9 protein-coding genes are annotated in these 14616 nt (G+C 64.6%); 5 read left to right on the plus strand and 4 right to left on the minus strand.

The genetic code is table 11. The features are described 5' to 3' along the window. Positions 1 to 603: 603 nt before the first annotated feature. Entirely contained in the window at positions 604 to 3024 is a 2421-nt protein-coding gene (locus tag P0D70_RS30680) for a glucose/quinate/shikimate family membrane-bound PQQ-dependent dehydrogenase (protein WP_408187241.1), read from the minus strand. Positions 3025 to 3513: 489 nt separating this feature from the next. Between P0D70_RS30680 and P0D70_RS30685 the strand changes: the two genes are divergently transcribed. The 4 genes from P0D70_RS30685 (at position 3514) to P0D70_RS30700 (ending at position 6112) form a co-directional block, all read left to right on the plus strand. Further along, the gene (locus P0D70_RS30685) at positions 3514 to 4056 is read left to right on the plus strand and encodes a helix-turn-helix domain-containing protein (RefSeq protein WP_408187242.1); all 543 of its coding nucleotides are present in this window, start codon (positions 3514 to 3516) and stop codon (positions 4054 to 4056) included. After that, positions 4053 to 4469, plus strand: a complete 417-nt coding sequence (locus P0D70_RS30690; protein WP_091792851.1) for a VOC family protein — start codon at positions 4053 to 4055, stop codon at positions 4467 to 4469. Before P0D70_RS30685 ends, P0D70_RS30690 begins: the two co-directional genes overlap by 4 nt. 206 nt (positions 4470 to 4675) lie before the next feature. Next, complete coding sequence (locus P0D70_RS30695) at positions 4676 to 5485, plus strand: hypothetical protein (protein WP_408187243.1); 810 nt, start codon at positions 4676 to 4678, stop codon at positions 5483 to 5485. Between the two features lie 138 nt (positions 5486 to 5623). After that, positions 5624 to 6112 carry a metallophosphoesterase family protein gene (locus P0D70_RS30700; RefSeq protein ID WP_408187244.1) on the plus strand — a complete coding sequence of 163 codons (489 nt, stop codon included), beginning with the start codon at positions 5624 to 5626 and terminating at the stop codon, positions 6110 to 6112. A 72-nt stretch (positions 6113 to 6184) separates the two neighbouring features. Here P0D70_RS30700 and proP read toward each other — a convergent pair whose 3' ends face one another. From proP to argA, 3 genes are all read right to left on the minus strand, one after another. Then, positions 6185 to 7687: a glycine betaine/L-proline transporter ProP gene (gene proP / locus P0D70_RS30705; protein ID WP_408187252.1), complete on the minus strand. Its 1503-nt coding sequence runs from the start codon at positions 7685 to 7687 to the stop codon at positions 6185 to 6187. 728 nt (positions 7688 to 8415) lie between these two features. Beyond that, positions 8416 to 8688, minus strand: a complete 273-nt coding sequence (locus P0D70_RS30710) for an oxidative damage protection protein (RefSeq protein ID WP_007181244.1) — start codon at positions 8686 to 8688, stop codon at positions 8416 to 8418. Positions 8689 to 8796: 108 nt separating this feature from the next. Further along, positions 8797 to 10185: an amino-acid N-acetyltransferase gene (gene argA, locus P0D70_RS30715; RefSeq protein WP_091792853.1), complete on the minus strand. Its 1389-nt coding sequence runs from the start codon at positions 10183 to 10185 to the stop codon at positions 8797 to 8799. Between the two features lie 23 nt (positions 10186 to 10208). Here argA and hrpA point away from each other — a divergent pair, with 23 nt between their 5' ends. Then, entirely contained in the window at positions 10209 to 14603 is a 4395-nt protein-coding gene (hrpA, locus tag P0D70_RS30720) for an ATP-dependent RNA helicase HrpA (protein ID WP_408187245.1), read from the plus strand. Positions 14604 to 14616 lie beyond the last annotated feature (13 nt).

Here is a 14616-nt window from a genome sequence, read left to right on the forward strand (position 1 = left end):
TGAGTACTTCGGAGAGCGGCCGTGCCGGATGCTTCGGCATGGGCCGCTCGCGTTGGATCCTCGCGAGACCCGTCAAAATCCGTGGTTGCGCTCACAACCGATCGCGCACGCGATCGTGCCCACAGCGCCAATCACGCCTACGCCGATGCCCAATCCAGCCCCTAGTCCAAACGTTTCGAGCGTAGTCGAGCAACCTTGCAATCCGCTGGTTCCCGCGAGCGCGGCGATCAACAGCAGCCACCTCACATTTGCTCCTGATACCGGGATCTGGCGTACGCGACAATTCATGTTCTGGTTTCCTTTCTTGTCCCACTCTTAATATCAAAACGACAAAGCAGCCTTGCTGCGCATGTTAGAGCTCGAGTCCCGGTTGCCAAAACGGGATTAGATAGCCTTAAGGCGAAGCGCTTACTAAAGCTTTCTTGCCGGGTAGATATTTGCCTGTCAGCGCAAAGGCATGACGTGAGGTTACGCGTCTTCACGAATGACCATTTTGCGATGACTGGCGGGGATCATGGACTCCTTACGATATCCTCCGTAACGTTCCAAAAGCCTTCTTCAAAGGGCGCGGATCACGTTGTGACCCGCGCCCGATCTACTGCGCTACTGCGGCAGCGCGTACGCGATCACATAATCGCCAAGCTTGGTGCCGAACGACCCGTGGCCGCCCGCGGCGATCAGGATGTACTGGCGGCCATCGATCGAATAGCTCATCGGCGTGGCCTGGCCGCCCGCGGGCAGACGCGCGCGCCACACTTCCTTGCCGTTGTTGACATCGAACCCGCGGATATAGTTGTCCGCGGTCGCACCGATGAACGCGACGCCGCCCGCCGTCACGATCGGCCCGCCGAGCATCGGCATGCCCATCTTGAACGGCAGCGGAATCGGCGAACTGTCGCGCACTGTGCCGATGCGCTTCTTCCACACGATCTCGTTGGTCTTCAGATCGATCGCCGAAATATAGCCCCACGCCGGCTGTTTGCATGGCAGACCGAGCGGCGAGAGGAACGGGTTCAGCGTCACGCCGTACGGCAAGCCATATTGCGGCTGGATGCCCGCTTCCGTGCCGCTGCCTTTTGCGCCCGGTTCCGGCTCCGTCGGATTGCCGGGGCCGCGCGGGATCAGACGGGAGACGAAGGGCAGGGCGATCGGATTGGCGATGGCGAGCTGACGATCGGTGTCGACGGCAATGCCGCCCCATTCGAACATGCCGAGGTTGCCTGGAAACACCAGCGTGCCTTGCAGCGAAGGCGGCGTGAACGTGCCTTCATACCGCAGCTTGTGGAACATCACGCGGCACACGAGCTGGTCGAACATCGTCGCGCCCCACATGTCGGCGTCGGTGAGCAGGTTCTTTGGACGGAACGTGAGATCGGAAAACGGCTGCGTGGGCGAAACATGATCGCCGGGCGCGGCGCCCTGCGGCACCGGCGTTTCGGGCGCGGGCACGACCAGCGCGCCGGTACGGCGGTCCAGCACGAACAGGTTGCCGGTCTTGGCGGGCGCATACACGACCGGTACGGTCTTGCCGTCCTTGCCGGTAATATCGGCGAGCGTGGGCTGCGAGGGCTGGTCCATGTCCCACAGATCGTGGTGCGCGGTCTGGTAGAACCACGCCAGCTTGCCCGTCGACGCATGCAGCGCCAGCAGGCCGCTCGCATAGCGCTCCTGCAAGGCCGTGCGGTTACCACCCCAGATGTCCGGCGTCGTCACGCCCATCGGCAAATAGATGAGGTCGAGTTTCGCGTCGTAGGCGGAGGGCGCCCACGAGTTCGGCGAATTGATGGTGTAGTTTTCGCCCGCGCCCGGAATCTTGTTCGGGTCTTGCGCGCCCGGATCGAATGCCCACAGCAACTGGCCGGTGCGCACGTCGAAGCCGCGGATCACGCCGGAAGGCTCGCGCGTCGAGAAGTTGTCTTCCACCGCGCCCGCCACGATGATTGCCGTGTTCGTCACGATCGGCGGCGAGGTCGGCTCGTACATGCCCGGCGTCGTGACCGGCTGCGCGTGTTGCAGATCGAGGTCGCCGTTGTTGCCGAAGCCCGCGCAGCGCTCGCCCGTCTGCGCATCGAGCGCGTACAGGTGGCCGTCGTTGACAGGCAGATAGATGCGGCGCGTACACGCGCCATTGGCCGCGGACGCCACCGTGGCTGCCGCGGCGGCGTCGCTCGTGGGCGTGGCGGGCTGCACGGTCGTGGCGCTGGCCGAGAGGTCGAGATACGACACGCCGCGACAGGTCACGTGCTGGAACGACGGGTCGGCCCGCAGCTTCGGATCGAACTTCCATTTCTGCTCACCCGTCTTTGCATCGAGCGCGAACAGGATCTGGTGAGGCGAGCACAGATACAGCAGATTGCCGATCTTGATCGGCGTGACTTCATTGGTGATTTCGACGGGGTCGTTCGGACCTTTCATGTCGCCGGTGCGGAAGGTCCAGGCCACCTGCAGGTTCTTGACGTTCTCGGGCGTGATCTGCTGCAGCGGCGAATAGCGCGTGCCTTCCTGGGTGCGGCCATACGCGGGCCAGTCGGACGGATCGATACCGTTCGGGTTGGCCGCGGGCGTCGTGGCCGCCGCGCTCAGCGTGCCGTTGAGCGTCTGCGGATCGTTGAAGCTCGCATAGACGAGCACGCCGGCCCAGATCACGAGCGCGCCGATGAGCGACGTCACGCCGAGCTTGCGCGGCGCGTCGAGGCGCCGGCTCACGAGCAGCAACAGCCACACGCCGAACACGACGAGCACGCCGGAGCGCGGCGCGAGCGCCCAGAAGTCGGGGCCCGACTCCCACAGCGCCCAGACCGCAGTGCCGACTAGCACAAGCGCGTAGAGCGCGAGCGCCGCGGCGCTGCGACGGTACAGCAGCCAGCTCACACCGAGCAGCACGATGCCGGTCACGACGTAATACGCGGAGCCGCCGAGCGAGAGCAGCCATGCCCCGCCTATCAGCAGATAGAGCGCGGTGAGCGCAGTGAACAGCAACGTGATGACGGCGATGAAACCCGGCGATGTCGATTGTCTGTACATGGTGACCTCAATCTTTTTCTTAAGGTGCCGCTTGCATCGCCTGTTACGCGATGCCCGCAGCGCTCATACGCCGACGCGAACGCAAGCGCGGCATCCGGCCGGTTCGCCGCGCTCGTGCAGGGCGGTAAAACAGTCACGCAAACACCTGCATTACCCCAATGTTGGACGGCCCGCGATCCGCAGGCGGCCCGGTTCGATTCCGACGGGGCCGCGAACGCCGCGAAGGTGCGGTGCCCGCCGTCTTTCAACTGCCGTCTTTCAATTTATGCAACCGTACCGCACAAGGAGGGGCGCGCGTTCAAATTGTAGGTTGTAGGCGGCGAAGTGCATCAAGCATCACGTGGCCGACTCGGCATGGCGATGCGCCGCCGCTTCCTGCCCGAATGCAGCCGACGCTGTGGCTCCAGCACTTCTGCACGCGCCCAAGTTCGCGCCCACGAAGCGCTCGCGCGAGCCTAAACTACGCATTCCGTCAGCCCTCCCGGACTCATGCCTCCTCGCAAAGACCCTCGCGCCCGGCCGCTTGCCTCGTCCCCCGCACCGGGCGGCGCTGACGCGTTGCAAGATCCGGTCCTGCTGCGCCGGCTGCTGCGCGCCAAGGACCGCATGGACGCCGCGTCGCACGAGGCTTGGCCCGTCAAGCGCCTTGCCGAGGTGAGCGGCGTCACGCAAGCTCATTTCGCGCGCTCCTTCAAGCGGGCCTTCGGGGTTCCGCCGCACCGCTACCTGCTGACGCGCCGCATCGAGCAGGCCGTCACCCTGTTGCGCGACACCGGGCTCAGCATCACGGAAATTGCCTTTGCCACCGGCTGGGAGAGCCTGGGGACCTTCGGCAGAATCTTCCACGACATCACCGGGAAAAGCCCCAGCGCCATGCGCGTCGAGAGCCAGGCCAACATGCCGCGACTTGACCGCATGCCCGCCTGCGTGGCGAAGGCCGCGCAGCGCCCCGATCTCACCACCGCAGTTTCGGAGAAGCGCCGCCGCGCGGCCGACGATACAGTCTGGCCATCAACCAGGGAGGTGTCATGAACGAGGGTATCAATGTGGTGGGCCTGTACGTCGACAACCAGGACGAAGCGCTCACTTTCTACGTCGACAAGCTCGGATTTCGTGTCCACACGGACGTGCGCAACGGCGCTTATCGCTGGCTCACGGTCCAGCATCCCGATCAGCCCGCGTTTCAGCTCGGGCTGTTCACACCCGGCCCGCCCATCCACGACGAAGCCACCGCGCAAACCTTGCGCGCCATGGTCGCCAAAGGGGCGATGCCGCCTCTGGTTCTCTCCGTGGACGATTGCCGTGCGAGCTACGCCCGCCTGAAAGCGCGCGGCGTGGAATTCACCCAGGAGCCGGTGGACCGCTTCGGCAGCGTCGATGCCGGTTTTCGCGACCCTGCCGGCAATGGCTGGAAGATGATCCAGGCACCGAGGAACTCGACGTGACGCCAGTAGCGGGATCGTCGTTTCGGGTGGCCGGGTATCCAACGGCGTTGCGCTGGCGGATAAGCGGCGGCACCGTTATTCGCCGGGAACGAGCCTGTGCTGCCGACTCGCATGAGCAGGCGATTGTCTTTGAGAGGGAATGTCGTGATGGGAATTAGCTTGCCCTGCTTATCTGGAAGCATCGACTACAAGCAGGAAGCATAGGCATGCTGCTCGCGCTCAAACTCGTGCTGGTGCCCGCGTTTCTCGCCGCGCTGACGGTGGCGGGCCGCATATGGGGGCCGACGGTGGCGGGGTGGCTCGCGGGGCTGCCGGTCGTTGCCGGGCCGATTGTCTTGCTGCTTGCGCTGGAGCGCGGTTCGCCGTTCGCGGCGCAAGCGTCGGCGGCCTCGATTGCGGCGATCGCCGCATCGGAAGCGTTCAATTTCGCCTACGCGTGGACCTGCCGGCGCTCTGCGTGGCCCCTCGCGCTGGTTGTAGGGATGGTGGGTTGGGTCGGCGTGGCAAGTTTGCTGACGCAGCTTCCCGCCGGCCTCGCATGCGCGGCGGTGGCGGCCTGCGTGGCCGTGGCGGTGTCGCAAAGCGGCTTGCCGCGCGTGAGCGGTCACATACCGGCGGCGCGCCTCGGACTCGGCGACCTCGCTGTGCGCATGCTCGCCGGCGCGCTGCTGACGGTCGCGGTGACCACTCTGTCCGCGTCGATGGGCGCGACATGGAGCGGGCTGCTCTCAGTGTTTCCTTTGCTCGGCATCGTGCTCGCGGTCTCGGCGCAGCGCGCGCACGGCGCGGACTTCGTCGCGTTGCTGATGCGCGGCATGGTGATCGGCCGTGCCTCGTTCGCGGCATTCTTCGCCGTGACCGCGAGCATGCTGCCGCGGTACGGCGTGTGGCTGAGCTTTCTGTGCGCGGCGGTGGTTTCGATCCTCGTGCATGGCGCGACGAGGCGGATGCTCAACGCGACGCGGCCGGCGCAGGTTGCGGCGCGTGAGATCGTGGAGCGGCAGGCGGCGGATTGAGCGCGAGGGTTCGCCGCGACTTGCGGCGCGTCATCGCAGTTCTTAGCCGCTCGTTGCGTTCGGAGCGGTTCAAGGCCCACCTCCGCATGAGCGAAACGACCGCGCACACGTCTCACCCATTTGCCCGATACTGCCAACATGACTTCGCGCGATCAACCCACCACCCGCACAAGAATCGGCCTGATTTCCGATACGCACAACCTCGTACGCCCGGAGGCATTGCGCTATCTCGCCGGTTGCGACGCGATCATCCACGCGGGCGATATCTGCAACCCGGCCGTGCTCGAAGCGCTAACACAAATTGCGCCGGTCACGGCCGTGCGCGGCAACAATGACACCGGCGGCTGGGCCGTGTCGCTGCCGACGCACGTCACGCTCACCGTGCAGCAGGTGGCGATTCTCGTCGTGCACGATATCGCCGATGTGGGCGCCGATCCGCGCAGCCTGGGAATCGGCGTGGTGGTGACGGGCCATTCGCACAAACCGTCGATCAGCGAGCGCGACGGCGTGCTGTTCGTCAATCCGGGCAGCGCCGGGCCACGGCGTTTCAAACTGCCGGTTTCGGCCGCAATCCTGATCGTCGAAGGGGCGAGCGCAAGCGCGAGCTTCGATTCGCTGGTGCCATAAAAAACGGGCCGGCAAATCTTTGCCGACCCGTTCTCACAACTCAGTTTGCGCTAACCGGGGCGCACCGCGTGCTCAGGCACGCGCGGTGGCGGTTGCCGCATAGCCTTCGTCGATCTCCGCGGCTTCACGCTCGCCACGCAGCACGGCATGCGCTTCCGCACGCGTCGCCACGCACGGGCCCGAGCCGAGCAGCGGCTTACGGGCGGTCTCGCGCAGCGCGAGCACCGAGACGACACCGATCAGCGAAGCGCCCATCAGATAGTACGCGGGCATCATCAGATTGCCGGTGCTGTTCACCAGCCACGCCGTGACGAGCGGCGTCGTCCCGCCGAACAGCGACACCGAAATATTGAAGCCGATCGCGAGCGCGCCGTAGCGGATCCTGGTCGGGAACAGCGCCGGCAGCGCCGACGGCATCACGCCGGTAAAGCACGACAGCAGCACGCCGAGAATCATCAGGCCGCCGAACACCGGCAGCACCGTGCCCATGCGGATCAGCAGCAGGGCGGGAATCGACAGCGCGAACAGACCCACGCAACCGAACAGCATGACCGGCTTGCGGCCGATCGTGTCGGACAGGCGGCCGGCGGCGAGCGTCATCGGCATCATCAGCACCATGACGAGCAGCACGAGGAACAGGCCATGCGTTTCGTTGAAGTGCAGCGTGGCCGACAGATAGCTCGGCAGATACGAAAGCGCCATGTAATCAGTGACGTTGAAGATCAGCACGAGGCCAACGCACAGCAGAAGCGGCTTCCATTGCTGCATGAGCAATTCGCGGAACGACTGCTTGGGCAGCGCCTTGTCTTCGGCTTCGCGTTGTTCCGCCTGCTTCTTGAACGCAGGCGTTTCTTCGAGCTTCATCCGGATGTAGAGACCCACCAGACCCAGCGGACCCGCGATCAGGAACGGCACACGCCAGCCCCATGAGAGCAGCGCCTCGTTGGAGAGCGTCGCGGTCAGCACGGCCACCGTGCCCGCGCCGAGCACGTAGCCGATCAGCGTGCCGAACTCGAGGAAGCTGCCCATGAAGCCGCGGCGCTTGTCCGTCGAGAATTCGGCGATGAAGGTCGCCGCGCCGCCGTACTCGCCGCCGGTCGAGAAGCCTTGCACCAGACGCGCCACCAGCAGCAGCACCGGCGCGAAAATGCCGATACTCGCGTAGCTGGGGATCAGGCCGATCGCGAAGGTGCCGAGTGCCATCATGATCATGGTCATCGCCAGCACGCGTTGTCGGCCGATGCGATCGCCGAGCGGCCCGAACACCATGCCGCCGACCGGCCGCACGAGGAACGCCGCGGCGAACGTGCCGAAGGTGGCGATCAGCTGCGCCGCGGGGCTCGCTGACGGAAAGAACACTTTGCCGAGCGTGACAGCGATATAGCTGTACACGCCGAAATCGAACCATTCCATCGCGTTGCCGAGCGCCATGGCGCCGACGGCCCGCTTGAGGAGAGATTTGTCGACGACGGTGATGTCGTCCAGAGAGAGGCGTTGTTCTTCTTTGTGATGTCGCCAGAAGCCGTTGCTGGAAGCGGTCAAGGTGAAAACTCCAATGACTGCGACGAAACTCATGATGCGCATGAACGTTCCGCCACGGTTGCTGGGAAGTGAAGTGTCGCGAGCAAGGCGAAAGGCGTCTTCGTCACCGTCGAAGGGCGACAGAGTTGGGCGCGAAAAAAACACAACGCCCGTGCCTCGCGAGACAGGTCGCGAAAAAACACTCGTCTAGATTGTGCTGACTGTTGCACCTGCGTGGCCGTGGAAGGGGGGCAGATGCATGAGGACGCTGGGTGGCTGAAAGCTGGCCCACGCGCCGCTGGAAGGCTTGAAACGAAAAAGGCCGGTGCTGTATTCGCCGCTCATGCCGAGACATGCGACGGGAAACGACCGACAAGCCTTCTTGTATAAAAACTGTTCAATTCGGAGTGGCAACACATTGCCATGCGCACTGTGTACGCACTGCGCGCCAGATTGAAGAGAACGTGAATGAAGGTGAAATGCTGTTGGAACGATGCACATAATAGCACGATAGCGGAGGATCGTGCAAACCGGGTGTCCGCGGGGGACTTGGGCGGGGGCGTTCAATCCCTTGCGGGGCGGGGGATTGGGCGGATCCTGGCGGTCTGAAGAAGCGGCTTAAAAATGGCCTGAAATGTACCGTTTGGAGAATTTTGCCGCTTCGTTCGAGCGATCAAACGAACGTTGCGTGATGGAGCGGATTTGCAGCGGCGCGGACGAAAAAAATCCGCGCACGCGGCGCGGATTTCGGTGATGCGGCCCTGAAGCGCGAAAGCGCTCGATTACGCCGAAGGCGGCACGTAACCTTGCGCCGTATCCGCGCCTTCGCCGAAGAAGAACTTTTCGGTCTGCTTCATCAGATATTGGCGTGCGCGCGGATCAGCCATGTTCAGGCGGTTTTCGTTGATCAGCATGGTTTGCTGCTTCAACCAGGCCTGCCAGGCTTCCTTCGAAATGCTTTCGTAGATCCGCTTGCCGAGTTCGCCCGGCAGCGGCGGGAAATCGAGGCCTTCGGCTTCCTTGCCGAGCTTCGCGCATTGAACCATACGAGTCATGCTGTGCTTCTCCTTTGTCGACCGGGTGAGTGCTTCAGCACTGACTCCGGTCCCGTAAAAATGGGTTGATGTGTCGATGCCGGACAGGCAGTTGCTATATAGGGCCGCTCAGAGCTGTTTCATCAGCACGAGCGACTTGCGCTGCCAGTTATAGAGTCTGCGGCGGTCTTCCGGCAAATCGTCGACGGTGACCTTGACGAAACCGCGCTTGAGGAACCAATGCTCGGTACGCGTGGTGAGCACGAAAATGCGCGTCAGGCCGCGCGCCCGCGCGCGCTGCTCGATGCGCTTCAACAGGCGCTCGCCGTCGCCGGTGCCTTGCGCTTCGGGCGAGACCGTGAGGCACGCCATTTCGCCGATGCGCTCGGACGTGTACGGATACAGCGCCGCGCAGCCGAACAGCACGCCATCGTGCTCGATCACCGAGAAATGGTCGATGTCGCGCTCGATCTGGTGGCGGCCGCGCCGCACCAGCGTGCCGTCCGATTCGAGCGGCTCGATCAGCGCGAGAATGCCGCCGACGTCGTCCGGCGTGGCTTCGCGCAGGCTTTCCAGATTCTCGTACGAGATCATCGTGCCCACGCCGTCATGCAGGAACAGTTCGAGCAGCAGGCTGCCGTCGAGCGCGTAAGGGATGATGTGCGCCCGCGCCACGCCGCCGCGGCAGGCGCGAATCGAGTGCTTCAGATAGAAGCCGGCGTCGCCGGTGACCTCGCCGCTTTCGTGCAGCTTGTAGGCGTCGTCGAGCGAGAGTTCGCGCACCAGTACGGGGCCGTCTTCGCCGGCTTCCATCAGTCCCGGCGTTTCGGTCAGGAACACGATCTTGTCGGCGCGCAGCGCGATCGCCGCGGCGGACGCGACGTCTTCCATGGCCAGATTGAAGGCCTCGCCGGTGGGCGAGAAGCCGAGCGGCGAGAGCAGCACCAGTTTGCGGCTCGCGAGCGAGTGACGGATCGAATCGGCGTCGATCTTGCGCACCACACCGGTGTGGGCGAAATCGACACCGTCCAGAATGCCGACCGGCCGCGCCGTCACGAAGTTGCCCGACACCACGCTGATGTGCGCGTGCGCCATGGGCGTATTCGGCAGACCCTGGCTGATCGCGGCCTCGATATCCAGACGCACTTCGCCGGCCGCCTCTTTTGCGGACTCCAATGCGCGCGCGTCGGTAATGCGCATGCCGTGCGAAAACTCGGACTCCACGCCGTGCAGGCTCATCTGCTCTTCGACCTGCGGCCGCGAGCCATGCACCAGTACGATCTGGATGCCCATGGCCTGCAGCAGCGCGATATCGGACACGAGCGCATTCAGGAGCCCCTGATGCACCACCTCGCCGCCGAAACCGACAACAAACGTCTTGTTACGGAACGCATGGATGTAAGGGGCGACTGAGCGCATCCAGTCGACGAATTGCGCGTGCTGTGCGAGGTTTTCCGTTGCTCCGGCGGGGGCCGGAGCGCTCGCGGGCGCGGGGACGAGGTCGGTTTGGGAATTCATGCCGGGGATTATAATGCGCCCCCATGTCGAATGTACCCAAAAGTCCCGCTGCGGCGAACGAGAATCCGGCGCCGGCCGCCGATCAACCGAAGGCCGGCGACGCCGCACGCCGCACAGCACCGGACGCCGAACCGAACGCGCCGCACACGGCGCGCGAGCCGCGGCGCGCCGCGGAAAATGCGCAAGCGTCGGCGCAGAGAAATCATCCGCGCCGCGAAGCCCGCAATCATGAAAGTGGCGAGGTGGCAAAACCCACTGGAAGTGGCGAGCCGCAGCCGCGTGAGGGCAGGGAAGGCCGAAGGTCAGACCACAACCCCGGGCGTGCGCGGCAGCAGAGCGCGTCTGGCGCGAACCAGCAGAAAAGCGCCGCTCGTGGCGACCGGCCACGTCAAGCGGACTCGCGAGACGGCGGGTCGCGCCGCGAGCAAGCGCCGCCCCGCGCCGCGCGCGCACCGCGTGTCGTCGAGCCCAATCCGATTCCGCCGATCACCTATCCAGAAGCGTTGCCCGTATCGGGCCGCCGCGAGGAAATCGCCAAGGCGATCGCGCAGAATCAGGTCGTGATCGTCTGCGGCGAGACCGGCTCCGGTAAAACCACCCAGCTGCCGAAGATCTGCCTCGAACTCGGCCGCGGGCTCGGTGCGGGCGGCTCCGGTCTGATCGGCCACACGCAGCCGCGCCGGATCGCCGCTTCGGCGACGGGCCGCCGCATCGCCGAAGAACTCGGCACGCCGTTCGGCGAGGTGGTCGGCTACAAGGTGCGCTTTACCGACAATCTGTCGCCGGGCGCCTCCGTCAAGCTGATGACCGACGGTATCCTGCTCGCCGAAACGCAGACCGATCCGTTGCTGAAAGCGTATGACACGCTGATCATCGACGAGGCGCACGAGCGCAGCCTGAACATCGACTTTCTGCTCGGCTATCTGAAGGAAATTCTCGTCAAGCGTCCCGATCTGAAGCTGATCGTGACCTCGGCGACGATCGACGCGGACCGTTTCGCGCGCCACTTCGGCAGCGAAGAGAAGCCCGCGCCGGTCATCGAAGTGAGCGGGCGGCTTTATCCGGTCGAGGTGCGCTACCGGCCCGTCGCGGAAGACAGCCCCGCGGTGAAGGCCGCCGAAGGCAACGCGTCTTCCTCCGCGCCGCGAGGCGAGCGGCCGAAAACCCAGCGCGAAACCGATCGCGATCTGATGGAAGCCATCGTCGACGCCGTCGACGAACTCTGCCGCGAAGGTCCGGGCGACGTGCTCGTGTTCCTGCCCGGTGAGCGCGAAATTCGCGACGCCGCCGAGGCGCTGCGCAAGCACCATCCGCCGCATACGGAAATTCTGCCGCTGTTCGCCCGTCTTTCCGCGGCCGAACAGGAGCGCGTGTTCCGCACGTCGAACGCGCGGCGTATCGTGCTGGCCACCAACGTTGCCGAAACCTCGCTGACGGTGCCGGGCATTCGCTACGTGGTCGACACCGGGCTCGCGCGGGTGAAGCGGTACTCGTATCGCAACAAGGTCGAGCAGTTGCAGGTCGAGTCGATCTCGCAGGCCGCCGCCAATCAGCGGGCCGGGCGTTGCGGCCGGGTCGCCGACGGCATCTGCATTCGCCTGTACGAAGAAAGCGACTACCAGGGCCGCGTGCGTTTCACGGATCCGGAGATTCTGCGCTCGTCGCTGGCCTCGGTGATTTTACGGATGAAGTCGCTGCATCTGACGGCGATCGAGACGTTCCCGTTCATCGAACCGCCGCCGGGCCGCGCCATCGCCGACGGTTATCAGCTGCTCAACGAACTCGGCGCCGTCGACGACGACAACCAGCTCACGCCGCTCGGCCGCGAACTCGCGCGCCTGCCGCTCGACCCGCGCGTCGGCCGGATGATTCTGGCTGCACGCGACCAGCAGGCGCTCAAGGAAGTGTTGATCATCGCCAGCGCCCTGTCTGTGCAGGATCCGCGCGACCGGCCGATCGAAGCGCAGGAGCAGGCCGATCAGGCGCATCGCCGGTTCGCCGACGAGCGTTCGGAATTCTTGCAGTGGCTGAAAATCTGGAACTGGTTCGAAGAAGCGATCGCGCACAAGAAGTCGAACAAACAATTGCACGAGGAGTGCCGCAAGAACTTCCTGTCGCAGCTGCGTCTTCGCGAGTGGCGCGATGTGCACTCGCAACTGCTCACGGTGGTGCGTGAGCACGGCTGGCGCTTGAACGAAGCGGAAGCGACCTTCGAGCAGATCCATCTCGCGCTGCTGACCGGTTTGCTCGGCAACATCGGCCTGAAAGCCGACGACGAACCGTATTACCTCGGCGCGCGCAGCATCAAGTTTTATCTGTGGCCGGGCTCGGCGCTGGTGAAGAAAGCCGGCAAGTGGGTGATGGCCGCCGAACTGGTCGAGACGAGCCGGCTGTACGCGCGTTGCATCGCGAAGATCGAGCCGGAGTGGATCGAGAAGATCGGCTCGCATCTGTTGAAGAAGTCGCTTTCCGAGCCGCATTGGGAAAAACGCGCGGCGCAGGTCTCGGCATTCGAGCGCGCGGTGCTGTATGGCCTGCCGATCTATCACCGGCGGCGCGTGAGCTTCGGCAAACAGGATCCGGCGCGCGCCCGCGAGCTGTTCATTCGCGGCGCGCTGGTGGAAGGCGAGTTCGATACGAAGCTCGCGTTCTTCGCGCACAACCGCAAGCTGCTTGCCGATATCGAGCAGCTCGAACACAAGTCGCGCCGTCAGGACGTGCTGGTCGACGACGAGCTGATTTTTGCCTACTACGATCAGGCGCTGCCGAAGGGCATTTATACCGGCGCGTCGTTCGAGCGCTGGTATCGCGACGAGGTGAAAAAGAGCGGTCAGCCGGAAGACAAGTTGCGCCTGCTGTATCTGTCGCGTGACGACCTGATGCGGCACGAAGCCGCCGGCGTGACCACCGACCTGTTCCCGAAACGGATGACGATGGCGGGCGTCGAGATGGCGCTCACCTATCACTTCGAACCGGGTTCGCCGCGCGACGGCGTCACGCTCGCCGTGCCGCTGTATGCGCTGAACCAGGTCGACGCGCGCCGCTGCGAATGGCTCGTGCCCGGCATGCTGAAGGAGAAGGCGCAGCTGCTGCTGAAATCCCTGCCGCAGAAACTGCGCCGTCATTGCGTGCCGCTGCCTGAGTTCGCGGCGGGCTTCGTCGAACGGCATAGTGGTCCGCGCTTCGGCGCGGGCGGCTTGCTCGAGTCGCTGATCGCCGATATTCGCGAGCAGACCCAGGTCGCGATGAAGCAATCGGACTTCAAGCTGGAGACCTTGCCGCCGCATCTGTTCATGAACTTCAAGGTCGTCGACGAGCATGGGCGTCAGCTCTCGATGGGCCGCAATCTGTCGCAACTGCGCGCCGAACTCGGCGGCCAGGCGCAGCAGCATTTCCAGAAGATCGCTTCGAGCGCGGCGGGCGCGGCGTTGGCGGACGCGGGCGGCGGCAGTGTCGCGACGCCGTCGCAAGCGTCTGGCCTGGCAAACGCCGCGGCGCAGCGCGGCAAGGGCGCTCCGGCGTCGGGTCCGCAGACCGCGCCGCAAGACGGTGCGCAGGGCACGGCGCTGTATGAAAAGCTGACGACCTGGAACTTCGGCAAGCTCCCCGAGCTGCTTGAAATCCGTCGCGGCGGCCAGACGCTATTCGGCTATCCGGCGCTGGTGGATCGCGCCACGCATTGCGACGTGGAAGTGTTCGATTCACCCGACGAAGCCGCGCGGATCCATCGCGCGGGATTGCGCCGGTTGTTCGCGTTGCAGTCGAAGGAACCGATCAAGTATCTGGAAAAGAATCTGCCGGGCTTGCGCGAAATGGCGATGCAGTTCATGCCGCGCGGCACTCAGGAAGAGTTGCGCGATCAATTGATCGACACCGCGCTCGACCGTGCCTGCCTGCAAGACCCGTTGCCCGACGACGACGTCACTTTCCACACGCGCCGCGACGAGGGCCGCAGCCGCCTGACATTGCTGGCTCAGGAAATTGCCCGGCTGGTCGGACAGATTCTCAGCGAATACGCGACGGTGACCAAGAAGCTGGTGCAGGCGAAGTCGTTCACGGCGGCGCATGCGGACCTGCACAATCAGCTCGACGGACTGATCGGCAAGCGCTTCGTGGTCGATACGCCGTACACGCAACTGGCGCATTTCCCGCGCTATCTGAAAGGGATTGCGCTGCGCATCGACAAGCTGAAAGCGGACCCCGCGCGCGACGCCCGTCAGTACGCCGAGTTCCAGCCGCTGTTGCAGAACTATCAGCGCGCGGTGGCGCAGCGTGGCGGCGTGCTGGATCCGCGTCTGTCGGAATTCCGCTGGCTGTTGGAGGAGTTGCGGATCTCCCTGTTTGCTCAGGAATTGCGCACGCCGATGCCGGTGTCGGTGAAGCGCCTTCATAAGGTGTGGGAGTCGATGCAGCGCTGATCGCCGCGACTAG

Origin of the sequence: Paraburkholderia sp. RL17-381-BIF-C, assembly GCF_046026435.1 — a bacterium.
Taxonomy (GTDB): domain Bacteria; phylum Pseudomonadota; class Gammaproteobacteria; order Burkholderiales; family Burkholderiaceae; genus Paraburkholderia.